This is a genomic window from Flavobacterium urocaniciphilum (assembly GCF_900110615.1).
Taxonomy (GTDB): Bacteria; Bacteroidota; Bacteroidia; order Flavobacteriales; family Flavobacteriaceae; genus Flavobacterium; species Flavobacterium urocaniciphilum.
Map to the genome: position 1 here is coordinate 34,311 of NZ_FOEI01000004.1, position 23,285 is coordinate 57,595.

Sequence of the window (23,285 nt, forward strand, 5' to 3'; positions counted from 1 at the left end):
AATCCGCTATGGAGAGCAAAATATGAAGTAATTATTCTTTATCTAACTTGTATTTTGCTAAGTCCATTCCGAAAGTAAGGTTTTTATTAGCCACTAACTCATCTAATTCAGTTAATGATTTTTTACCGAAGTTACGGAACTTCATTAAGTCGTTTTTGTTGAAAGAAACTAAGTCTCCAAGTGTATCCACTTCAGCCGCTTTTAAACAATTTAAAGCTCTAACTGATAAGTCCATATCAACTAATTTAGTTTTCAATAACTGTCTCATGTGTAATGATTCTTCATCATAAGACTCAGTTTGAGCAATTTCGTCAGCCTCAAGAGTGATTCTTTCATCAGAGAACAGCATAAAGTGGTGAATTAACGTTTTTGCTGCTTCTGTTAATGCATCTTTTGGATGAATTGAACCATCTGTTTTGATTTCAAAAACTAATTTTTCATAATCAGTTTTTTGTTCAACACGGAAGTTTTCAATTGAATATTTAACATTTTTCACAGGCGTATAAATAGAGTCTGTAAAAATTGTTCCAATTGGAGCATTTTGCTTTTTATTTTCTTCTGCAGGAACATAACCTCTACCTTTTTCGATAGAAAGTTCCATATTGATTGTAGTTTTGTTATCAAGGTTACAGATTACTAAATCTGGGTTTAAAACTTGAAATCCAGAAATAAATTTTTGGAAATCCCCAGCAGTAATTTGATCTTTCCCTGATAAAGAGATTGAAACTGACTCATTATCGATATCTTCAATTTGACGTTTGAAACGTACTTGTTTAAGATTTAAGATAATTTCAGTAACATCTTCTACCACACCTGGAATAGTAGAAAATTCGTGCTCTACGCCTTCAATTCTAACAGATGTAATAGCAAAACCTTCTAATGCAGAAAGTAAAACTCTTCTTAAAGCGTTACCAACTGTCAATCCGTAACCAGGTTCTAAAGGTCTAAATTCAAATTTACCTTCAAAATCGGTAGAATCGATCATGATAACTTTATCGGGCTTTTGAAAATTAAATATTGCCATATTTTCGACTAATGTCAATTATTATTTGTTATACAACTCAACGATTAGTTGCTCTTTAATATTTTCTGGAATTTGAAGTCTTTGAGGAACAGCAACAAATGTACCTTGTTTAGTATCGTTATTCCAAGTAATCCACTCATACACTGTAGAAGAATTAGCTAAAGAATTGTTGATAGCTTCAAGAGATTTTGATTTTTCACGAACAGCAATAACGTCACCTGGTTTGATGTGGTACGAAGGTACATTTACATTTTCACCATTAACTGTAATGTGTCTGTGAGAAACGATTTGACGTGCAGCTCTACGAGATGGAGCAATACCCATTCTGTAAACGATATTGTCTAAACGAGATTCACATAATTGTAAAAGAATTTCACCTGTTACTCCAGAAGCAGCAGATGCTTTTTCGAATAAATTTCTGAATTGACGCTCTAAAATACCATAAGTATATTTAGCTTTTTGTTTTTCCATTAATTGGACAGCGTACTCAGATTTTTTACCTCTTCTTTTTGCCAAACCGTGTTGACCTGGAGGATAATTTCTTCTTTCGAATGCTTTATCTTCTCCGAAAATTGCTTCTCCGAATTTACGGGCAATTTTTGTTTGTGGACCAGTATATCTTGCCATTTTAAAAATTTAAATTAAGGTAGGGATTATGAATTAAGGTCTTTCCTTCGATAATCTCAATTCCTACCTTTGTTATACTTATAATTATACTCTTCTTCTCTTTGGAGGACGACATCCATTGTGAGGCATTGGAGTAACATCAATGATTTCAGTTACTTCAATTCCACTATTATGAATTGATCTGATAGCAGATTCTCTTCCGTTTCCAGGACCTTTAACGTAAACTTTTACTTTCTTCAGTCCAGCTTCAAGAGCTACTTTTCCGCAATCTTCAGCAGCCATTTGAGCAGCATAAGGAGTGTTCTTTTTAGAACCTCTGAAGCCCATCTTACCAGCAGAAGACCAAGAAATTACTTCACCTTTCTTGTTTGTTAAAGAAATGATGATGTTGTTGAAAGTAGCGTTAATATGCGCTTCTCCAGAAGACTCAACGATAACTTTACGTTTTTTTGTAGTTGCCTTAGCCATATTACTTACTTATTATTTAGTTGCTTTTTTCTTGTTAGCAACAGTTTTTCTTTTACCTTTTCTTGTTCTCGAATTGTTTTTCGTTCTTTGACCTCTTAAAGGTAATCCAGCTCTGTGGCGGATACCTCTTTGACATCCGATATCCATTAAACGTTTGATGTTTAATTGAATTTCTGAACGTAATTCTCCTTCGATTTTGAATGATGAAACCGCTTCACGGATTGCTCCAATTTCGTCATCATTCCAATCAGATACTTTCTTATCTTGGCTAACATTGGCTTTTTCTAAAACCTCAATAGCTCTACTTCTACCCATACCAAAAATGTATGTTAAAGCGATAACTCCTCTTTTGTTTTTTGGGATATCAACCCCTGCTATTCTTGCCATAATTATCCTTGTCTTTGTTTAAATCTAGGATTCTTTTTGTTAATAACGTATAATCTACCTTTTCTACGCACGATAATACATTCTGCGCTTCTTTTTTTAACTGATGCTCTTACTTTCATATTAATAGCCTTTAGTATCTATAAGTGATTCTAGCTTTTGACAAATCATAAGGGCTCATTTCAAGTTTAACCTTGTCCCCTGGTAACAACTTAATGTAATGCATACGCATTTTACCAGAGATATGAGCAATTACTACATGTCCGTTTTCTAATTCAACTCGAAACATTGCATTAGATAATGCTTCTACAATGCTTCCGTCTTGTTCTATTGCTGATTGTTTTGCCATAATTAATTATTAAGCTACAGCTTTTCTATTTTTTCCACTTTTCATTAAACCATCATAATGCTTATTCAATAAATAAGAATTAATTTGTTGAATAGTATCGATTGCAACTCCAACCATGATGATTAGTGAAGTACCACCATAAAAATAAGCCCATGCCCCTTGAACACCTAATACTCCGTGAATAATTGCAGGGAACACTGCGATTAAAGCTAAGAATACTGAACCTGGGAATGTGATTAAAGACATTAATTTATCTAAGAAATCTCCTGTTTCCGCTCCTGGCTTAATACCTGGAATAAAACCTCCACTTCTCTTTAAATCGTCTGCCATTTTATTAGTTGGCACCGTAATAGCGGTGTAAAAATACGTAAAAATAATAATTAATAGTGCAAAAACTATATTATAAACTAATCCAAATGGATCTTTAAACATATTAGAAATGCTTAAAGCCGTATCAGACTTAGATAATCCAGCTAATGCAGCAGGTATGAACATTATTGCTTGCGCAAAAATAATTGGCATTACACCTGCAGAATTTAATTTTAATGGGATAAATTGTCTATTATCTCCCATTGAATCCACTTCAAAATCGCCAGAAACTGATCTTCTTGCATATTGAACTTGAACTTTTCTTAAAGCCATTACTAATAATATTGTAGCTATAATAACTAATAACCAAATAATTACTTCGATAATGATTTTCATTGGCCCACCATTATTTTGAGATACAGCTGAACCGAATTCTTGCATAAACGCCTCAGGCATTCTAGCTAAAATTCCAACCATAATTAATAATGATATACCGTTACCGATACCTTTTTCAGTAATTCTTTCTCCTAACCACATTGCGAAAATTGTTCCCGAAACGATGATTAATACCGACCCAAATAATGGGAAGAAAGAGAAGAAATCTGGATTTACAAAGGCTTCAGCTGGTAAAGTTTGCTTTAAGTTATAGATATAACCTGGTCCTTGAACCAAAGTAATTGCAATGGTTAACCAACGTGTAATTTGGTTAATTTTCTTTCTACCACTTTCACCATCTTTTTGTAATTTTTGTAAATAAGGAATAGCAATTCCCATTAACTGAACTACAATAGACGCAGAGATATATGGCATGATTCCTAATGCAAAGATAGACGCTTCAGAAAAAGCACCTCCTGTAAATACATTAATTAACCAACCAATACCTCCTTCAGTTTGATTAGAAAGTTGTTGCAATTGCGTTGAATCAATACCTGGCAATGTTACTTGTGAACCGAAACGGTACACAAGTAAAATTCCAAGAGTAACTAAAATTTTATTTTTTAGTTCTTCTATTTTCCAAACATTGCTAAATGAATCTATAAATTTCTTCATAGTTATAATGATTAAAGAATCACTACCTCTCCACCAGCAGCTTCGATAGCAGCTTTAGCAGTAGCAGTAAATTTATGAGCACTAACTTTTAATTTTGCTTTTAGCTCACCTCTTCCTAAAATCTTTACTAAGCTATTTTTAGTAGCTAAACGTGTATCTACAAATACTGTTAAATCAGCAGTTTCTGTAATTACTCCATTTTCTACTAAAGTTTGTAAGGTATCAAGATTGATACCTTGATATTCTACTCTATTAATGTTTTTGAAACCAAATTTTGGTACTCTTCTTTGTAAAGGCATTTGACCTCCTTCAAAACCAATTTTCTTTGAATAACCAGAACGTGATTTAGCTCCTTTGTGACCTCTTGTAGAAGTACCACCTTTACCAGAACCTTCACCTCTACCTACTCTTTTATTTTGGTTGTGAACAGAACCTTCTGCTGGTTGTAAGTTACTTAAATTCATAACATGTATTGTTATTTAGTTTCTTCAACAGAAACTAAGTGTTTAACTTTATTTACCATTCCAAGGATAGCAGGATTAACATCGTGCTCAACAACTTGTCCCATTTTTCTTAATCCTAAAGCTACTAAAGTATCTTTTTGATCTTTTGGACAGTTGATTTTACTTCTTACTTGTTTTACTGAAATTTTTGCCATGTTTCCTTGTATTATTAACCTTTGAATACTTTGTCTAATGACACTCCTCTTTGTTTAGCAACAGTTGCAGCACTTCTCATTTGTAATAAAGCATCAAAAGTTGCTTTAACTACGTTATGAGGGTTTGATGAACCTTGAGATTTAGATAATACATCATGGATACCAACTGACTCTAATACCGCACGTACAGCACCACCAGCGATAACTCCAGTACCGTGTGAAGCAGGCATTAAGAATACTCTAGCACCACCAAATTTACCTTTTTGCTCATGAGGAACAGATTGTCCACTTAAAGGAATTTTTACAAGATTTTTCTTTGCATCTTCTACTGCTTTAGCAATAGCCTCAGAAACATCTTTAGATTTCCCTAAACCGTGACCTACTACTCCGTTTTCATCTCCAACTACTACGATAGCTGAAAAACCAAAAGCTCTACCACCTTTAGTAACTTTAGTAACACGATTAACACTAACCAAACGATCTTTTAATTCAAGACCTGCTGGTTTCACTAATTCTACGTTTTTATAATTGTGATACATACTTTATTAGAATTTAAGTCCAGCTTCTCTAGCTCCTTCAGCTAACGATTTTACACGTCCATGGTATAAATTTCCACCTCTATCAAAAGAGATAGTAGAAATACCAGCTTTAAGCGCTTTTTCAGCGATCAATTTACCAACTGCAGTTGCAGTTTCCATTTTAGTACCTGTAGCTACTCCTTTATCTCTCGATGAAGCAGAAACTATAGTAACACCGTTTACATCATCTATGATTTGCGCATAGATTTCTTTATTACTTCTAAAAACAGAAAGTCTAGGTTGAGCAGCAGTTCCGCTTACAGTCTTTCTGATTCTGAACTGTATTCTTTGTCTTCTTTCAGATTTTGTTAATGACATAACTTTAATTTTTAAGCTGATTTACCTGCTTTTCTTCTTAATTCTTCACCAACAAACTTAACCCCTTTACCTTTGTAAGGTTCTGGTTTACGGAAAGATCTGATTTTCGCAGAAACTTGTCCTAATAATTGTTTGTCAAATGATGTTAATTTTACTATCGGATTTTTACCTTTCTCAGAGATAGTTTCAACTGTTACTTCAGAAACAACGTCTAAAACGATGTTATGAGAAAACCCTAAAGCTAAGTCTAATTTTTGACCTGCATTTGAAGCTCTGTAACCAACTCCCACTAACTCTAATTCTTTTGTAAAACCTTCTGATACCCCAACTATCATGTTATTGATAAGTGCGCGATATAATCCGTGTTTCGCTCTTTCAGTTTTATTATCAGATGAACGTTCAACGATAACTTGGTTATCTTCAACTTTAACTGTTACATCAGAAAATTCCTGAGAAAGCTCGCCTAATTTTCCTTTAACTGTAATTACAGCATCTTTAACTTCAACAGTTACGCCAGCTGGAATTGCAATTGGATTTTTACCTATTCTTGACATTCTCTTGATCTTTTTATTAGTATACGTAACAAATTACTTCACCACCAACATTTAATTGTTTAGCTTGTTTACCTGTCATAACTCCTTTTGAAGTAGAAACGATAGCAATACCTAAACCATTTAAGATTCTTGGGATGTTTGTTGAACTTGCGTACTTACGTAAACCTGGTTTACTAATTCTTTGGATATCTTTAATTACTGACTCTTTAGTATCTTTATCATACTTCAAAGCGATTTTGATAGAACCTTGTACGGTTGTATCTTCAAATTTGTAACTTAAGATATATCCTTGATCGAATAAAATCTTAGTGATTTCTTTTTTTAAGTTTGAAGCAGGAATTTCTACCACTTTGTGGTTAGCTCTTACTGCATTTCTAACTCTTGTTAAGAAATCTGCAATTGGATCTGTATACATATAATTAAAATTCGGCGACGGTTTTCAAGAAGTCTATCTCCTTGAACCTGAAGCCATTAAACTCTATTTTGAAAAAAGATAATTGTACGTTACCGACAAAAATCCGGCAAATGTACAATTATCTTTTGAAATATACTAACTACCAGCTAGCTTTTTTTACACCTGGAATTAAACCTTGGTTAGCCATTTCACGGAAAGTTACACGTGAAATACCAAATTGTCTCATATAACCTCTAGGTCTTCCTGTTAATTTACAACGGTTATGTAAACGAACTGGCGAAGCATTTTTAGGTAATTTTTGTAATGCCTCATAATCTCCAGCTTTTTTCAAAGCTTCTCTTTTTTCAGCATATTTATCTACAATTGCTTGTCTTTTAACCTCACGGGCTTTCATTGATTCTTTAGCCATAACTTAGTTCTTTTTGAATGGTAAACCTAATTCAGTTAATAATGATTTAGCTTCTTTATCTGTGTTAGCAGATGTTACGAAAGTAATGTCAAAACCAGCAATTTTATTTACTTTATCAATATCAATTTCTGGGAAAATGATTTGTTCTAAAACTCCTAAGTTGTAATTACCTCTTCCGTCAAATCCAGTAGATTTGATTCCGCTAAAATCTCTTACACGCGGTAAAGATGAAGTGATAAGTCTATCTAAAAACTCATACATTCTTTCTCCACGTAAAGTAACTTTTGCACCGATTGGCATACCTTTTCTAAGTTTGAATGAAGCAACGTCTTTTTTCGAAATTGTAGCTACAGCTTTTTGACCAGTAATTTTAGTTAACTCTTCAACAGCATAATCTACTAATTTTTTGTCAGACACAGCAGCACCAACACCACGGCTAATAACAATTTTCTCTAATTTAGGAACTTGCATTACATTTTTGTAACCAAATTCTTCTTTCAAAGCAGCAACTATTCTGCTTTTGTATTCTTCTTTTAGTCTAGGTACGTATGCCATAACTATATAACTTGATTAGATTTTTTTGAAAATCTTACTTTTTTATCTCCTTCAGTTCTATAACCAACTTTAGTTACACTTTTAGATTTAGCGTCTACTAAAGCTAAGTTAGAAATATGAATAGGAGCTTCTTTTTTCACGATACCACCTTGAGGGTTTTTTGCACTTGGTTTCGTATGTTTAGAAACCATGTTTAATCCTTCCACAACAGCTTTATTTTTATCGCGTAAAACACGTAAAACTTTTCCTTCTTGTCCTTTATGATCACCAGCAATAACTCTTACTAGATCTCCTGATTTTATTTTAAGCTTCGTCATTTCTAATGAGAATTAAAGCACTTCTGGTGCTAATGATACAATTTTCATGAATTGTTTTTCACGAAGTTCTCTAGCTACAGGACCAAAAACACGAGTACCTCTCATTTCACCAGCAGCATTTAATAACACACATGCGTTATCATCAAATCTGATGTATGAACCATCGGCTCTTCTCACTTCTTTTTTGGTACGTACAACAACTGCAGTTGATACAGATCCTTTTTTCACGTTTCCGTTTGGAGTTGCATCTTTAATAGAAACTACAATTTTATCACCTACAGAGGCATAACGACGTTTCGTTCCTCCTAAAACACGGATCGTAAGAACTTCTTTCGCTCCAGTGTTATCTGCTACTTTTAATCTTGATTCTTGTTGTACCATAATTACTTAGCTCTTTCAATGATTTCAACTAATCTCCAACATTTAGTTTTAGATAAAGGTCTTGTTTCCATGATCTTTACTGTATCACCAATGTTACAGTCATTTTTTTCGTCGTGTGCAACATATTTTTTAGTTTTTAACACGAACTTACCATACATAGGGTGTTTTACTCTTTTCGTTTCAGAAATAACGATAGATTTGTCCATTTTATTAGACGTAACTACACCTATTCTTTCTTTTCTTAAATTTCTTTTTTCCATCTTTCAGCAGAATACAATTATTGTAACTCTCTTTTAGTGATTTCAGTAGCAATTCTAGCTATTGATCTTCTTAATGATCTCAATTGAAGCGGGTTCTCGATTGGAGAAATAGCATGAGCCATTTTAAGGTCGTTATACGTTTTCTTCAACTGTACAAGTTGTGCTTGTAAGTCAGCTGCAGATAGATTATTTATTTCAGATTGTTTCATAATTACTTTTTATTATGCTTCGAAATCTCTAGCAACGATAAACTTAGTTTTTACAGGAAGTTTTTGAGCAGCAAGACGTAAAGCCTCTTTTGCAACTGAGATAGGCACTCCACCTACTTCAAACATAATTTTTCCTGGTTTTACAACAGCAGCCCAATATTCAACTGCCCCTTTTCCTTTACCCATACGTACCTCAAGAGGCTTTTTAGTAATAGGTTTATCTGGGAAAATTTTGATCCATAATTGACCCTCTCTTTTCATATAACGTGTTGCAGCAATACGAGATGCTTCAATTTGACGTGATGTGATAAAAGCTGAATCTAAAGATTTAATCCCAAACATACCATTAGAAAGTACATGCCCTCTTTGAGAGTTTCCTTTCATTCTACCCTTCTGTACCTTACGATATTTTGTTCTTTTAGGTTGTAACATTTTTCTTTAATTTAAAAAATTACTTTCTTTTGCGTGGGTTTGGTTTTCCTTTACCTGTAGAAGATGATCCTGTAGTTTTTGGACCTTTTTTGTCCATTCCTACTAACGGAGAAAGATCTCTTTTACCATAAACTTCACCTTTCATTATCCATACTTTGATACCCATTCTACCATAAGTAGTGTGAGCTTCAGCTAATGAATAATCGATATCAGCTCTGAAAGTTGATAATGGAATTCTACCTTCTTTGAATCCTTCAGAACGAGCCATTTCTGCACCATTTAAACGACCAGAAATTAATACTTTAATTCCTTCTGCATTCATTCTCATAGCAGCAGCCATAGCCATTTTGATAGCTCTTCTGTAAGAAATTCTACTTTCAATTTGACGAGCGATAGAGTTACCAACTAAGTAAGCATCTAATTCTGGTCTTTTGATTTCGAAAATGTTGATTTGAATTTCCTTATCAGTAATTTTCTTAAGTTCTTCTTTTAACTTGTCTACCTCTTGTCCACCTTTTCCGATAATGATACCAGGTCTAGCAGTAGTGATAGTAACGGTTACAAGTTTTAAAGTTCTCTCGATAATTATTTTTGATACACTAGCTTTCGTTAAACGCGCATGGATATACTTTCTGATTTTATAATCTTCAGCGATTTTATCACCGTAATCATTTCCACCATACCAGTTTGAGTCCCATCCTCTGATGATACCAAGTCTGTTTCCTATTGGATTTGTCTTTTGTCCCATACTGTTAATTAGTTACTTTGTGTGTTATTAATAGCTCCTAAAACCACTGTTACGTGATTAGAACGTTTTCTAATTCTGTGTGCTCTACCTTGAGGTGCAGGACGTAATCTTTTTAACATCATACCACCATCAACTCTAATCTCTTTAACAAATAAGCCAGCATCTTCCATATTAGAACCTTCGTTTTTAGCTGACCAGTTTGCAACTGCAGATAAAACTAATTTTTCTAATTTTTTAGAAGCTTCTTTTGGACTGAATCTTAATATATTAAGAGCATTTTCTACCTTCTGACCTCTTACTTGATCCGCAACTAAACGCATCTTTCTAGGTGAAGAAGGGCAGTTATTTAACTTCGCGAACGCAATCTGCTTGTTAGCTTCTTTTCTTGCGTCAGCTGCTTCTCTTTTACGAACTCCCATGACTTCTTATTTTTTACCTTTATTTTTTGCACCAGCATGACCTCTAAAAGATCTAGTTGGTGAAAATTCTCCTAATTTATGACCAACCATGTTCTCAGTAACATAAACCGGAACGAATTGACGGCCATTGTGAACAGCGATTGTTTGCCCTACAAAATCTGGAATAATCATAGATGCTCTAGACCAAGTCTTCACAACATTCTTATTACCACCTTCTATATTCTCTTGTACTTTTTTCTCTAATTTATAGTGTACAAATGGTCCTTTTTTTAATGAACGTGCCATATCTTATTATTTCTTTCTACGTTCTACAATATACTTGTTACTCGGGTTAACCTTAGAACGAGTTCTATAACCTTTAGCTGGTAAACCTTTTCTTGAACGTGGGTGACCTCCTGAAGAGCGTCCTTCACCACCTCCCATTGGGTGATCAACTGGGTTCATAGCTACTGGTCTTGTTCTAGGTCTTCTACCTAACCATCTAGATCTACCTGCTTTACCAGATACAACTAATTGGTGGTCAGAGTTTGAAACAGCTCCAATTGTTGCCATACAAGTTAATAAGATTAATCTTGTTTCACCTGAAGGCATTTTGATTGTAGCGTATTTACCGTCTCTAGCCATTAACTGTGCAAATGTTCCTGCAGAACGAGCGATAACAGCACCTTGTCCAGGTCTTAGCTCAATACAAGAAATTACTGTTCCTAGAGGAATTTTACTTAAAGGTAAAGCATTTCCAATTTCTGGTGCTGCATTTTCACCTGAAACGATAGTTTGCCCAACTTTTAATCCGTTTTGTGCAATAACGTAAGTTTTTGCTCCATCAGCATAAGCTACTAAAGAGATAAATGCTGAACGATTTGGATCGTACTCGATTGTTTTAACATTAGCAGGAATTCCAGCTTTTGCTCTTTTAAAATCGATTACACGATACTTTTGTTTATGACCACCACCTGTGTAACGCATGGTCATTTTTCCTTGACTATTTCTACCTCCAGAGTTTTTTTTCGGTGCCAATAATGAACGCTCCGGCTTATCAGTTGTAATAGTGTCAAAGCTATTTACAACTCTAAAACGCTGACCTGGGGTAATAGGTTTTAATTTTCTAACTGACATGTTCTATTAGATATTAGTATAAAAATCTATTGATTCTCCTTCTTTAACTTGAACAATTGCTTTTTTGTAAGCATTTGTTTTTCCACTGATTAAACCGCTTTTAGTGTATTTTACACTTCTATCAGCTCTGTAGTTCATTGTATTAACAGCAACAACTGAAACACCAAATGCAGCTTCAACTGCTTTTTTAATTTCTACTTTGTTTGCTTTTTTATCAACTACAAATCCAAAACGGTTAAATAATTCACCATCTTTAGTGATTTTTTCAGTTACTATCGGTTTGATTATAACGCTCATGATCTAAATTATTTACTTAAATTAGCTTCAATTACCTCTACCGAACCTTCTAAAAGAACTAAGCTTTTTGCATTTAAAATTGCATAAGTACTTAATTCTGAGCTAGTTACAACTGAAGCCGCTTTTAAATTACGCGACGACAAATATACATTTTTATTTGAATCTCCCAATACAAATAAAGATTTTTTGTTCTCTAACCCTAAAGCATTCAATACGTTAATGAATTTTTTAGTGCTTGGTGCATCAAATGTAAAATCTTCTACAACTACTAAATTTGATTCTTGTGCCTTTAAAGAGAAAGCTGATTTACGAGCTAATCTTTTTAAGTTTTTATTCAATTTGAATGAATAACTTCTAGGTCTTGGACCAAAAACAGTACCTCCACCTTTGAATAAAGGAGATTTTTTAGAACCTGCACGTGCAGTACCAGTTCCTTTTTGTTTTTTGATTTTACGAGTACTTCCCGCAACTTCTGCTCTTTCTTTTGCTTTATGAGTTCCTTGTCTTTGATTAGCCAAGTACTGTTTAACATCTAAATAGACAGCGTGCTTATTAGGCTCAATAGCGAAAACAGTATCGTCAAGATTCACTTTACGACCAGTTTCTTTTCCGTTGATATCTAAAACTTTTACTTCCATTACTTCTGAATGATTACATAAGAGTTTTTGCAACCTGGAATACATCCTTTAACTACTAAAAGATTTTTATCCGCAACTACTTTTAAAACTCTAAGATTTTGAACTGTTACATTATCTCCACCTGTTCTTCCAGCCATTCTCATTCCTTTGAATACTCTAGAAGGGTAAGAAGACGCTCCAACTGAACCTGGCGCTCTTAAACGGTTATGTTGACCGTGAGTAGCTTGTCCTACCCCACCGAAACCATGACGTTTTACAACACCTTGAAATCCTTTACCTTTTGAAACTCCTACAATATCAACAAATTCACCTTCAGCGAATAAATCAACATTGATTACATCTCCTAAATTATACTCTGCTTCAAATCCTTGGAATTCAACAACTTTCTTCTTAGCAACAGTACCAGCTTTTTTGAAGTGACCTTCTTCAGCTTTAACAGTGTGCTTTTCAGTTTTGTCATCGAAACCAAGTTGCAGAGCTTCATACCCGTCAACCGCATTGGTTCTGACTTGGGTAACAACGCATGGCCCAGCCTCAATAACAGTACATGGAATGTTTTTTCCATTCTCGTCAAAGATGCTAGTCATACCGATTTTTCTTCCGATTAACCCAGACATAAATACTTATTAATTAATTAAACATTGATTTTCAGTGCCGAACACTGATTTTTTTCAAGGGTGCAAATATATAAATTATTTATTATTCTCAAAAATAAATAGTTACTTATTTTTAAAAACAATAAAATTCTGATATTTTTCTCTTGAAAATATAAAAAAACCGAGTAATATTTCAACTCGGTTTCTTATTATGTATTGATTAAAGTTATACTTTGATTTCAACTTCAACACCACTAGGAAGCTCTAATTTCATTAAAGCATCGATAGTTTTAGAAGAAGAACTATAGATATCTAATAATCTTTTGTATGAACTTAATTCAAATTGTTCTCTTGACTTTTTGTTAACGTGTGGAGAACGTAATACTGTAAAAATTCTTTTGTGAGTTGGTAATGGAATTGGACCCGTTACAACAGCACCTGTACTTTTAACAGTTTTTACAATCTTCTCTGCTGATTTATCAACCAACATATGATCGTAAGATTTTAATTTTATTCTGATTTTTTGACTCATCTTGTTAAAAATTAAGCGTTACCTTTTGCTTTTTTGATTACCTCTTCAGAGATGTTTGAAGGAGTTTGCTCATAGTGAGAGAATTCCATAGTTGATGTTGCACGACCAGAAGATAAAGTTCTTAAAGTTGTTACATAACCAAACATTTCAGATAAAGGCACAGTAGCTTTAATAGTTTTTGCACCATTTCTGTCACCCATGTCATTAACTTGACCACGACGACGGTTTAAGTCACCAACGATATCACCCATATTTTCTTCTGGAGTAATAACCTCGATTTTCATCATCGGCTCTAGAATAACAGCACCAGCAGCTTTAGCTACTTCTTTATAACCCATCTTAGCAGCTAATTCGAATGATAATGCATCAGAATCTACTGGGTGGTATGAACCATCTAATAAAGTAACTTTTAAACTATCTACAACATATCCAGCTAAAGGTCCAGTTTTCATTGCTTCACGGAATCCTTTTTCAACAGCAGGAATATATTCTTTAGGAACGTTACCACCTTTAACTTCGTTAACGAATTGTAAACCTACAGGAGCTTTACCATCAACTAATTCAGCTGGCTCTAAACGGAATACGATATCCCCGAATTTACCACGTCCACCAGATTGTTTTTTATAAACTTCTCTATGCTCAGCAGATTTTGTAAACGCTTCTTTGTACTCAACTTGAGGCTCACCTTGGTTAACTTCAACTTTGAATTCACGTTTCATACGATCTACTAAGATATCTAAGTGAAGCTCACCCATTCCAGAAATAATTGTTTGACCAGAAGCCTCATCCGTTCTAACTGTAAACGTTGGATCCTCTTCAGCTAATTTAGCTAAAGCCATACCCATCTTATCTACGTCAGCCTTAGTTTTAGGCTCAATAGCGATACCAATTACTGGATCAGGGAATTTCATAGACTCAAGAATAATTGGGTGTTTTTCATCACACATAGTATCTCCAGTCTTGATATCTTTAAATCCTACAGCCGCACCAATATCTCCAGCCTCAATATATTCGATTGGATTTTGTTTATTAGCGTGCATTTGATAGATACGAGAAATTCTTTCTTTGTTACCCGAACGAGTATTTAAGATATAAGAACCTGCATCTAAACGACCAGAATAAGCACGGAAGAAAGCTAAACGACCTACATAAGGGTCAGTAGCGATTTTAAATGCTAAAGCAGCGAATGGCTCCTTAGTATCTGGACGACGTAAGATTTTCTTTTGGTCTTCTTCTAATAATTCAGCATCATCAGGGTGAATTCCTTCGATACCTTCTTTATCTAATGGAGATGGTAAGTATTTACATACAGCATCTAACATAAACTGAACACCTTTATTTTTGAAAGATGACCCAGCAATCATAGGAATAATTGCCATATCAATTGTAGCAGCTCTTAAAGCAGCATTGATTTCGTCCTCTGTAATAGAGTTCTCATCTTCCATATATTTCTCTAACAAGTTTTCGTCGTAAGTAGCGATCTCTTCAATTAAAATTGAACGATACTCTTTTACTTCGTCAACCATATCAGCAGGAATATCAATAATATCAAAAGTAGCTCCTTGAGTTTCATCATGCCATACAATAGCTTGATTTTTTACTAAGTCTACAACTCCTTTGAAATCAGCCTCTTCACCAATTGGTAAAGTAATAGCAACAGCGTTAGATTTTAACATATCTCTAACTTGTTGACAAACTGCTAAGAAGTTAGAACCTTGACGGTCCATTTTGTTCACGAATCCCATACGAGGAACTCTATATTGATCTGCTAATCTCCAGTTTGTTTCAGACTGTGGCTCAACTCCGTCTACAGCAGAGAATAAGAACACTAATCCGTCTAATACACGTAAAGAACGGTTTACCTCTACAGTAAAGTCAACGTGTCCTGGAGTATCAATAATATTAAAGTGGTATGGTTTAGAATCTGCGTTTACAGCACCTTGAGTAGTTGGGAAATTCCAAGTACAAGTTGTTGCAGCAGAAGTAATTGTAATACCTCTTTCTTGCTCCTGAGCCATCCAGTCCATAGTAGCAGCACCATCGTGAACTTCACCGATTTTGTGCGACTTACCTGTATAGAATAAAATACGCTCAGTAGTTGTAGTTTTACCAGCATCAATATGCGCAGCAATACCAATATTTCTTGTGAATTTTAAATCTCTAGCCATTTCTATACGAATTAAAATCTAAAGTGAGAGAATGCTTTATTAGCATCTGCCATCTTGTGAGTATCCATTCTTTTCTTGACTGCAGCACCTTCTTCTTTAGCAGCAGCTAAAATTTCAGAAGCTAAACGAGCAGCCATAGATTTTTCATTTCTTTTTCTTGCGTAAAGAATCATCCATTTAATCGCCATAGATACTTTTCTATCTGGACGAATTTGCATTGGAATTTGGAATGTAGCTCCACCCACTCTACGTGAACGTACTTCTACGTGAGGCATAACATTTGTTAATGCATCTTTCCATATTTCTAATGATGATTTCTCAGCATCTTGCTTTTTAGTTTCTACAATATCTAAAGCATCATAAAATACTTTAAAAGCAACTGATTTTTTACCATCCCACATTAAGTTGTTTACGAAACGTGTTACTAACTGATCGTTAAATTTTGGATCCGGTAAAAGAGGTCTTTTTTTGGCCTGTCTTTTTCTCATGTCTTTTCTTTAAAAGTTTTTAATAATTACTTTTTTGCAGCATCTTTAGGGCGTTTAGCACCGTATTTAGATCTACGTTGTGTTCTGTCTTTAACACCTGCAGTGTCTAAAGCACCACGCACAATGTGGTATCTAACTCCTGGTAAATCTTTTACCCTTCCACCTCTAACTAATACTATCGAGTGCTCTTGTAAATTGTGTCCTTCTCCAGGAATGTATGCATTTACTTCGTTTCCGTTTGTTAAACGAACTCTGGCAACCTTTCTCATTGCTGAGTTTGGTTTTTTAGGAGTTGTTGTGTAAACACGAGTACATACACCTCTTCTTTGAGGACAAGAATCTAAAGCAGCCGATTTACTCTTCTTAGTTATTTTGATTCTTCCTGTTCTAACTAATTGTTGAATTGTTGGCATAATTAAATTTTAATTAATACTTGTTTATTATTACCCTATTTTAAGGGATGCAAAGGTAGAAATAAATTTTTATTATCCAAACTCTATTTTGTTTATTTTTAAAAATCTAACTTTTTGATAACCAAAATATTGAAAAACCTCTTTCAAAAAGGAATATTTACCATTTTCCAATAAAATAAATTTTACAAAAAATACGTTATATTTACCCTATGAAATATTTTTTGTTTTTAGTTTTTTTCACTCCTTATATATATAGTCAAAAGTTTCATTTAACTATTGAAGGAAATTCTGCTATTGAAAACAAAACAATTGACAGTTTAGGATATTCAAAAATTCACAGTGATTTAAAATCATTAATTGAAACACAAAATAACTTTAACGAAAAACTAATACGAATTGGCTTTTTAGAAAACGAATTACTTGAAACTAAAAAAACAAATGACAGTACTTTTCTATTCAAATACAAATTAGGAACGCAAACAAAAAAAATAGAAATACATTCTTCTAAAATTCCTAACGAAATAAAAACGCTTCTAAACCTTTCAGACAATTCATTTATACCTATATATGATTCTGAAAATTTCCTAAATAACAAATTAGCCATTTTAGAAAAGAAAGGATTTGCTCAAGCTAAAATTAAATTAGATAATTTTTCAAAAACATATAATATTTTGCAAGCTGATTTATGTATTGAATTAAATGCAATTCGAAAAATTAACAATTTAGTATTTAAAGGATACGATCAATTTCCAAATGGCATAAAAAAAGTGTTTTTAAAAAAATACCAATCCAAACCATTCAATCAAGATATAGTTAAAAAAATAAACAACGATTTTAACTCATTACCTTTTGTAAAACAAAAAAAATATCCAGAAATATTATTAACCACAGATTCTACACAAGTATACATTTATTTAGAAAAAAGGAAAAACAATAGTTTCGATGGATTTTTAGGATTTGGCAACAATGAAGAAACAAAAAAACTACAATTTAATGGATATTTAGATTTAAGTTTATTTAATAATTTAAATTCTGGTGAGCGTTTTAATTTATATTGGAAAAACGACGGAAACAAACAAAGCACTTTTAATGTAAATTTAGATTTAGCTTATATTTTCAAAAGTCCTTTAGCTTTAAAAACTAATTTAAAAATCTTTAAACAAGACACTATTTTTCAAAATAGCAGTATTGATTTCGATTTAGGATACATGATTAATTATAAAACAAAAGCATTCATAGGTTACAAAGAAAATACTTCTGAAGCGATTCAAAAAAACCCATCTAATTTCCTAAAAGACTTAAAGGCCACATTCATTACAACAACTTTTGAACACAAAAATATTGACTTTGAAAATTCATTATTTCCAGATAAATTTTCAGTGTTTACTAAATTCGGACTAGGAAACAGAACAGCAGGTTTAACCAAAACCAATCAATTTTTTGGGCAAATTCAAATTTCCCGACTCATTGAACTCAACAAAAAAAATTACATTCATGTAAAAAGTGATAATTTTTACTTACAAAGCAACGACTATTTTTTAAATGAATTATATCGCTTTGGAGGCATTCAATCGATTAGAGGATTTAATGAAAACAGCCTTATAGGTAATGCCTTTAGTGGCATTTTCACAGAATATAGACATATTGCCGCTTCAAATTTATATTTATACACAATAACAGATTTTGGATACTTTCAAGACAAAGCTAGCAACACCAATAATCAATTACTTGGTTTTGGATTTGGGTTTGGATTATTAAGCAAAAACGGATTATTCAATTTAGTATATGCAAACGGTAGCACCAAAAATCAAGCTATAAAACTATCCAATTCCATTGTACAAATTAGCTTTAAAACCAATTTTTAAGAATACTCATTTTGTTTAGAAAAAAAATTTTCTTTTAACAAATAAAACAACAAATAATTTGCAACTTTATAAAATTATCACTTTTTTTGTGTAAATATTATATAATTTAAACAAATGAGAAAAAAATTAACCCAACTAACCTTACTACTGTTTTTACTTGCCACACAGATTTTTTATGGGCAAGAAAAAAACGTTACTGGTAAAGTTCTAGACCAAGAAGGAAAAGCACTTCTTGGCGCGAGTGTAATTGTTAAAGAAACAAACAAAGGCACACAAACAGACGCAAATGGTAACTTTACTATTAAAGTTTCACCTACTCAAACTTTATTAATCACTTATTTAGGATTAAAACCTCAAGAAATTTCTGGTGGCGCATCAGATTTCACAATTACTCTTGAAGACAACGCCAAAGCAATTGATGCAATTGTTGTAACCGCTTTAGGTATCAAAAGAAAACCAGACGAAATTACAGCATCAACTCATATTGTAAAAACTGGTGAACTAAACCAAGCTAAAGCAACAAATGCTGCAATTGGATTAATTGGTAAAGTATCAGGTTTACAAATCAACACTGTTAATAATGGTGTTAATCCAGACACAAGAATTCAATTAAGAGGATTCAGATCGATTTCTGGAAACAACGAAGCTTTAATTGTTATTAACGGAGTAGTTTCTACAGCTGGTGCTTTTGCAGAATTGAACCCTGAAATTATCGAATCAGTGAACATCATGAAAGGTTCAAGTGGAGCTGCTTTATATGGCTCTCAAGGTTCAAACGGGGTTATTATCGTTACAACTAAAAAAGGAAATAAAAATGCTGAGAAATTTAAAGTAACTTTAAACTCTTCATTTTCATTTGATCAATTAGCTTATATTCCTGAAGTTCAAACAAGATTCGGACAAGGATATCAAGGAGCACAAGATTTCACTGAAAATACTAACTGGGGCCCTGAATTAGACGGATCATTACAACCAACTGGTTTAGCTCAAAACTTATATACTTACGAAGCAAGAAAAAACAACATTAAAGATTTCTTTAATATTGGATCTACAGCATTAAATTCTGTAGCAATTTCTTCTGGAGACGAAAATGGTTACATGACATTTGCAGTTGGAAATCAAAACACTGAAGGTATTATTCCAGGTGACGTTTTCAAGAAAAACAACTTTAATTTAAGTGCTGGAAAAACAGCTGGAAAATTATCTGTAAGTGGAAATATGAGATACACTGCATCAAATGCTAATACAGCAGGTGGTGTTGAAAGTTCAATTTACAATTCATTATTACAAGTTCCTGTAAACGTTCCAATAAGCGAATTTAGCAGCGGTAATCAAGCTGAACACTGGACATACTGGGAATTAAGTCCATTTTGGAGACTTAAAAACGAAAGACGTCAAACGAAAGCACAAACTTTTGAAGGAGTTGCAGAATTAAACTACAAATTCAACAAAAATATTAGTGCAATTTACAGAGGAAGTTTTAGAAGTGTTTCCTCAAATTCTTCTAGATTTTTCAATGGATACACACAACCAGTTGTTTATTGGGATTCTCCTATGAGTTACACTTCTAGTTATTTTGCAAGTAATGACAATAGTAGAAGAATTTATTCTGATATCATGTTAAATTTTGATTATGATTTAACGGATGATATTTCTTTCAAAGCAAATATTGGTAACAACATTACTAATTTCGAAACTAACTTCCTATCAATGGAAGGTCAAAACTTAATTGTTCCAGGATTATATAATATTTCCAATATAACAGGAAATGCAACTCCAACTGACTTCAAATCAAGACAAAGAGGATATGCTTATTTTGCAAATGTTGATTTAGGGTATAAAGATTTCTTATTCTTAAACTTAACTGGAAGAAAAGAATGGACGTCAGTTTTATCTAAAAACAACAATTCATTTTTCTATCCAAGTGCTGGTATGTCGTTTATCCCAACAAAAGCATTTGAAGGTTTTGGAGGAGATATATTAAACTACATGAAAGTTTCTGCAAGTATTGTAAAAGTTGGTAACGCTGTTGTTTCTCCTTATGACATCAATGATCGTTTTGGAACAGCAACTGGTGCAGGATTCCCATATGCAGATATTAACTCATTTGTACAAAATTTAAATATTACAGATAGAAACCTTGTAAATGAAGACAATTTATCTACTGAATTAAATTTAAATTTAGAATTTTTGAAACGTAGAATTACTTTAGACGCTAGTTATTACTCATCTAAAAACTCTAACCAAATTATTGAAATTTCTCCATCTACTGCTTCTGGAGCAAATGCTGCAACAATCAACGTAGGAGAAACAAAATCTACAGGCTTAGAACTTGATTTAGGATTAACACCATTTAAAACTAAAGATTTTAGTTGGGATTTAAAATTAAGTTATAGCGCACCAAAAACAACTGTTACCAAAGTATCTGAAAACTCTAAAGAAGTACCTGTTGGACAATTCTTAGGAACTGTAGGTATTAAAGCTATTGAAGGTCAACAATTCCCTATGATTGTTGGTACTGGATATGCAAGAGATGAAAATGGAAACGTAATTATTGACGCTGCAACTGGCGATCCTTTAAAAGCATCTAATGTAAATTTAGGTAAAACTACTCCTGATTATATTTTAGGTTTAACAACAAACATGAAATATAAAAATGTAAAGTTATCTGCAGTATTTGATTACAGAACAGGTCACGTATTTTACGCTGGAACAAAAGATGATTTAATTCAAAACGGATCGGATGTTGTAACAGCTGAAAACGGAAGAGAACCATTTATTTTCCCAAATTCTGTTATTGAAACTGCACCAGGTGTTTACACTGCAAATACTTCAGTTACTACATCAGGTGATCAAAATTATTTTACAGGTATTTACAGAGAAATTGACGAAAACTTTGTATTAGATGCTACTGCATTTAAATGTAGAGAGATTGCTTTATCTTACGACTTTTCTAAAAAAGCATTAAACAATACATTTTTAGATTCATTATCTATTGGATTTAACGTAAGAAATGCATTTATGGTTTTACCTAAAGAAAACAGACATTATAGTGACCCTGAATTCTCATTTACTACAGGTAATAACGTAGGTTTAAGTACATCTTCTCAAGGACCATCTACTAGAACGTATGGTTTCAATGTAAATATTTCATTTTAATAAAATATGACAATTATGAAAAAGTCAATATATAAAAATTTCATTATTGCGTTAGCAACTGTTACTACACTAGTTTCGTGTGATGACTATTTAGACGTAAATAATGACCCAAACAATCCATCTTCAGAAAATATTAAACCTGAAAATGTATTAGCTGCAACTCAAGTATATACCTATAATGTATTATCTGGAAATATTAGTAATTCACCTGATGACATCGGGAACAGAAACGGTATGAATCAATTAGGTAACTTAATGATGAACAACTGGACAAGAGATGTTGGTGCTTCAAACTCAAGTTATTATTTTAACGAGCATACTTATAATGTTACTTCAGATTTTTATTCAAATATTTTCGAAAACTTAATGTTAAGAACTTCGAATTATACTTTTATTCAAAATACTGAAGATGCAAATTATGAAAACTATAAGGCTATCGCTAAAATCATGAAGTCTTTTTATTTCCAATATTTAGTAGATTTGTATGGGGATATACCATATTCTGAAGCACATAAAAGAGGGCAAAACTTAACTCCTACTTATGATGACGACATGGCAATTTATCGCAATTTAGTTGTTCAATTAGAACAAGCTGTAGATTTAATTGATAATGCTCCATCAACAGCTTTAAATCCAGGTGCAAATGACGTTATGCTACAAGGTAACATGTCTATGTGGAAAAAATTCGCAAATACTTTAAAATTAAGAATATTAATTCGTGAATCAGAAAAAGCATCTTCAGCTGCATATATTCAATCTGAAATAAATGAATTAGTAAATTCAAATGCGCAATTTTTAGGTCCAAACGACAATGTAAAAATCAACCCAGGATATAATAATAATAAACCTAATGGATTTGCATCTTTATTTTTAAATTCGTCAGGAAATGTTTTAAATAACTATTCATCTACAGCAGCAACTAAATACACTATTGACTATTTAACTAATACAAATGATTCTAGAATTGGTAGAATATATTCACAAGCAAATGGTGGAGGTTACGCTGGACATCAACAAGGTGATATTTTATCACCAGCAACAAATTACCCTGTTTCTCACATCGGACCTGCTTTATTAATGAATAATTCTCAAGACGGTATAATCTTTACTGCAGCTGAAAGTTTATTATTACAAGCTGAGGCTGTTCAAAAAGGATTAATGCCTGGAGTTGCAAAAAATTTATATGAGAGCGGAATTACAGAATCGTATAAATTATTAGGATTAACTCCTTCTGACGCAAGTGCATATTATGGACAAGCAATTTCTTTAGTAAATTGGAATGCTTCAGCTGGTGATGAATTAGAAGCAATTATCAATCAAAAATGGATTGCGTTAAACGGAATTAATGGTATCGAAACTTGGATTGAAAACACAAGAACAGGATATCCTTCACATGTTCCATTATCAACAGTTGCTCCTGGTACATCTAGACCAGTAAGATTGTTATATCCAAGTTCTGAAATTTCAGGTAATACAGCAAATGTTCCTGCACAAACAGAATCAATGGCATTTACAAGTAGAGTATTCTGGAATCAATAATTTTAAAAAA

At 33.0% G+C, this 23,285-nt stretch carries 34 protein-coding genes; 3 read left to right on the top strand and 31 right to left on the bottom strand.

The window, feature by feature from the left end; translation table 11 throughout:
- Positions 1-31: 31 nt before the first annotated feature.
- The 31 genes from BMY86_RS08285 to rpsL all read right to left on the bottom strand — a co-directional run bounded on the left by BMY86_RS08285 (position 32) and on the right by rpsL (position 16,712).
- Positions 32-1,024, bottom strand: a complete 993-nt coding sequence (locus BMY86_RS08285) for a DNA-directed RNA polymerase subunit alpha (RefSeq protein ID WP_091467570.1) — start codon at positions 1,022-1,024, stop codon at positions 32-34.
- A gap of 21 nt (positions 1,025-1,045) precedes the next feature.
- Positions 1,046-1,651 (bottom strand): 30S ribosomal protein S4, encoded by a 606-nt coding sequence (rpsD, locus tag BMY86_RS08290; protein WP_091467572.1) that lies wholly within the window; start codon positions 1,649-1,651, stop codon positions 1,046-1,048.
- 84 nt (positions 1,652-1,735) lie between these two features.
- Positions 1,736-2,119: a 30S ribosomal protein S11 gene (gene rpsK / locus BMY86_RS08295; RefSeq protein ID WP_091467573.1), complete on the bottom strand. Its 384-nt coding sequence runs from the start codon at positions 2,117-2,119 to the stop codon at positions 1,736-1,738.
- Positions 2,120-2,131: 12 nt separating this feature from the next.
- Entirely contained in the window at positions 2,132-2,506 is a 375-nt protein-coding gene (gene rpsM / locus BMY86_RS08300; protein WP_091467576.1) for a 30S ribosomal protein S13, read from the bottom strand.
- 2 nt (positions 2,507-2,508) lie between these two features.
- Complete coding sequence (gene ykgO / locus BMY86_RS08305) at positions 2,509-2,625, bottom strand: type B 50S ribosomal protein L36 (protein ID WP_002987490.1); 117 nt, start codon at positions 2,623-2,625, stop codon at positions 2,509-2,511.
- Positions 2,626-2,636: 11 nt separating this feature from the next.
- Entirely contained in the window at positions 2,637-2,852 is a 216-nt protein-coding gene (gene infA / locus BMY86_RS08310; RefSeq protein ID WP_091314296.1) for a translation initiation factor IF-1, read from the bottom strand.
- Between the two features lie 9 nt (positions 2,853-2,861).
- The gene (gene secY, locus BMY86_RS08315; protein ID WP_091467578.1) at positions 2,862-4,211 is read right to left on the bottom strand and encodes a preprotein translocase subunit SecY; all 1,350 of its coding nucleotides are present in this window, start codon (positions 4,209-4,211) and stop codon (positions 2,862-2,864) included.
- A gap of 11 nt (positions 4,212-4,222) precedes the next feature.
- Positions 4,223-4,675, bottom strand: a complete 453-nt coding sequence (gene rplO / locus BMY86_RS08320; protein ID WP_091467581.1) for a 50S ribosomal protein L15 — start codon at positions 4,673-4,675, stop codon at positions 4,223-4,225.
- Between the two features lie 11 nt (positions 4,676-4,686).
- Positions 4,687-4,869, bottom strand: coding sequence for a 50S ribosomal protein L30 (rpmD, locus tag BMY86_RS08325; RefSeq protein WP_091467584.1), 183 nt, complete (start codon positions 4,867-4,869; stop codon positions 4,687-4,689).
- Positions 4,870-4,883: 14 nt separating this feature from the next.
- Positions 4,884-5,408 carry a 30S ribosomal protein S5 gene (gene rpsE, locus BMY86_RS08330; RefSeq protein WP_091467587.1) on the bottom strand — a complete coding sequence of 175 codons (525 nt, stop codon included), beginning with the start codon at positions 5,406-5,408 and terminating at the stop codon, positions 4,884-4,886.
- Positions 5,409-5,414: 6 nt separating this feature from the next.
- Positions 5,415-5,765, bottom strand: a complete 351-nt coding sequence (gene rplR / locus BMY86_RS08335; protein ID WP_091467590.1) for a 50S ribosomal protein L18 — start codon at positions 5,763-5,765, stop codon at positions 5,415-5,417.
- Positions 5,766-5,776: 11 nt separating this feature from the next.
- Positions 5,777-6,319, bottom strand: a complete 543-nt coding sequence (rplF, locus tag BMY86_RS08340) for a 50S ribosomal protein L6 (RefSeq protein WP_091467593.1) — start codon at positions 6,317-6,319, stop codon at positions 5,777-5,779.
- Between the two features lie 16 nt (positions 6,320-6,335).
- On the bottom strand, positions 6,336-6,734 hold the full coding sequence (gene rpsH / locus BMY86_RS08345; protein ID WP_091467595.1) for a 30S ribosomal protein S8: 399 nt from the start codon (positions 6,732-6,734) through the stop codon (positions 6,336-6,338).
- Positions 6,735-6,873: 139 nt separating this feature from the next.
- Positions 6,874-7,143, bottom strand: a complete 270-nt coding sequence (rpsN, locus tag BMY86_RS08350; protein WP_091467597.1) for a 30S ribosomal protein S14 — start codon at positions 7,141-7,143, stop codon at positions 6,874-6,876.
- Positions 7,144-7,146: 3 nt separating this feature from the next.
- Positions 7,147-7,698, bottom strand: a complete 552-nt coding sequence (gene rplE / locus BMY86_RS08355; RefSeq protein WP_091467599.1) for a 50S ribosomal protein L5 — start codon at positions 7,696-7,698, stop codon at positions 7,147-7,149.
- Between the two features lie 2 nt (positions 7,699-7,700).
- Positions 7,701-8,015, bottom strand: coding sequence for a 50S ribosomal protein L24 (gene rplX, locus BMY86_RS08360; RefSeq protein WP_091467601.1), 315 nt, complete (start codon positions 8,013-8,015; stop codon positions 7,701-7,703).
- A 12-nt stretch (positions 8,016-8,027) separates the two neighbouring features.
- Positions 8,028-8,396 carry a 50S ribosomal protein L14 gene (gene rplN, locus BMY86_RS08365; protein ID WP_091467604.1) on the bottom strand — a complete coding sequence of 123 codons (369 nt, stop codon included), beginning with the start codon at positions 8,394-8,396 and terminating at the stop codon, positions 8,028-8,030.
- A gap of 2 nt (positions 8,397-8,398) precedes the next feature.
- Positions 8,399-8,656, bottom strand: coding sequence for a 30S ribosomal protein S17 (gene rpsQ / locus BMY86_RS08370; RefSeq protein WP_091467606.1), 258 nt, complete (start codon positions 8,654-8,656; stop codon positions 8,399-8,401).
- 17 nt (positions 8,657-8,673) lie between these two features.
- A complete protein-coding gene (gene rpmC / locus BMY86_RS08375; protein WP_091467609.1) occupies positions 8,674-8,865 on the bottom strand; it encodes a 50S ribosomal protein L29 in 192 nt (63 codons plus the stop codon).
- 12 nt (positions 8,866-8,877) lie between these two features.
- Positions 8,878-9,297: a 50S ribosomal protein L16 gene (gene rplP / locus BMY86_RS08380; protein WP_091467611.1), complete on the bottom strand. Its 420-nt coding sequence runs from the start codon at positions 9,295-9,297 to the stop codon at positions 8,878-8,880.
- A 19-nt stretch (positions 9,298-9,316) separates the two neighbouring features.
- Positions 9,317-10,045, bottom strand: a complete 729-nt coding sequence (rpsC, locus tag BMY86_RS08385) for a 30S ribosomal protein S3 (protein WP_091467614.1) — start codon at positions 10,043-10,045, stop codon at positions 9,317-9,319.
- 8 nt (positions 10,046-10,053) lie between these two features.
- A complete protein-coding gene (gene rplV / locus BMY86_RS08390; RefSeq protein ID WP_091467616.1) occupies positions 10,054-10,464 on the bottom strand; it encodes a 50S ribosomal protein L22 in 411 nt (136 codons plus the stop codon).
- A gap of 6 nt (positions 10,465-10,470) precedes the next feature.
- Positions 10,471-10,749, bottom strand: a complete 279-nt coding sequence (gene rpsS / locus BMY86_RS08395; RefSeq protein ID WP_091467618.1) for a 30S ribosomal protein S19 — start codon at positions 10,747-10,749, stop codon at positions 10,471-10,473.
- A 6-nt stretch (positions 10,750-10,755) separates the two neighbouring features.
- On the bottom strand, positions 10,756-11,580 hold the full coding sequence (rplB, locus tag BMY86_RS08400; RefSeq protein ID WP_091467620.1) for a 50S ribosomal protein L2: 825 nt from the start codon (positions 11,578-11,580) through the stop codon (positions 10,756-10,758).
- Between the two features lie 6 nt (positions 11,581-11,586).
- The gene (gene rplW / locus BMY86_RS08405; RefSeq protein ID WP_091467622.1) at positions 11,587-11,877 is read right to left on the bottom strand and encodes a 50S ribosomal protein L23; all 291 of its coding nucleotides are present in this window, start codon (positions 11,875-11,877) and stop codon (positions 11,587-11,589) included.
- Positions 11,878-11,885: 8 nt separating this feature from the next.
- Positions 11,886-12,515 (bottom strand): 50S ribosomal protein L4, encoded by a 630-nt coding sequence (rplD, locus tag BMY86_RS08410; RefSeq protein WP_091467625.1) that lies wholly within the window; start codon positions 12,513-12,515, stop codon positions 11,886-11,888.
- Positions 12,515-13,132: a 50S ribosomal protein L3 gene (gene rplC / locus BMY86_RS08415; protein ID WP_091467628.1), complete on the bottom strand. Its 618-nt coding sequence runs from the start codon at positions 13,130-13,132 to the stop codon at positions 12,515-12,517. Before rplC ends, rplD begins: the two co-directional genes overlap by 1 nt.
- A 205-nt stretch (positions 13,133-13,337) precedes the next feature.
- A complete protein-coding gene (gene rpsJ, locus BMY86_RS08420) occupies positions 13,338-13,643 on the bottom strand; it encodes a 30S ribosomal protein S10 (RefSeq protein ID WP_091467631.1) in 306 nt (101 codons plus the stop codon).
- An 11-nt stretch (positions 13,644-13,654) separates the two neighbouring features.
- Positions 13,655-15,811, bottom strand: a complete 2,157-nt coding sequence (gene fusA / locus BMY86_RS08425) for an elongation factor G (protein WP_091467633.1) — start codon at positions 15,809-15,811, stop codon at positions 13,655-13,657.
- Between the two features lie 11 nt (positions 15,812-15,822).
- On the bottom strand, positions 15,823-16,299 hold the full coding sequence (gene rpsG, locus BMY86_RS08430) for a 30S ribosomal protein S7 (RefSeq protein ID WP_091467635.1): 477 nt from the start codon (positions 16,297-16,299) through the stop codon (positions 15,823-15,825).
- A gap of 26 nt (positions 16,300-16,325) precedes the next feature.
- On the bottom strand, positions 16,326-16,712 hold the full coding sequence (gene rpsL, locus BMY86_RS08435; protein ID WP_091467637.1) for a 30S ribosomal protein S12: 387 nt from the start codon (positions 16,710-16,712) through the stop codon (positions 16,326-16,328).
- Positions 16,713-16,921: 209 nt separating this feature from the next.
- On the opposite strand from rpsL, the gene BMY86_RS08440 reads away from it, so the two are divergent.
- The 3 genes from BMY86_RS08440 to BMY86_RS08450 all read left to right on the top strand — a co-directional run bounded on the left by BMY86_RS08440 (position 16,922) and on the right by BMY86_RS08450 (position 23,275).
- Positions 16,922-18,577, top strand: a complete 1,656-nt coding sequence (locus BMY86_RS08440; RefSeq protein WP_091467640.1) for a BamA/TamA family outer membrane protein — start codon at positions 16,922-16,924, stop codon at positions 18,575-18,577.
- Between the two features lie 114 nt (positions 18,578-18,691).
- The gene (locus BMY86_RS08445; RefSeq protein WP_091467642.1) at positions 18,692-21,736 is read left to right on the top strand and encodes a SusC/RagA family TonB-linked outer membrane protein; all 3,045 of its coding nucleotides are present in this window, start codon (positions 18,692-18,694) and stop codon (positions 21,734-21,736) included.
- A gap of 15 nt (positions 21,737-21,751) precedes the next feature.
- Positions 21,752-23,275 (top strand): SusD/RagB family nutrient-binding outer membrane lipoprotein, encoded by a 1,524-nt coding sequence (locus BMY86_RS08450; RefSeq protein ID WP_177177152.1) that lies wholly within the window; start codon positions 21,752-21,754, stop codon positions 23,273-23,275.
- Positions 23,276-23,285: the final 10 nt, after the last annotated feature.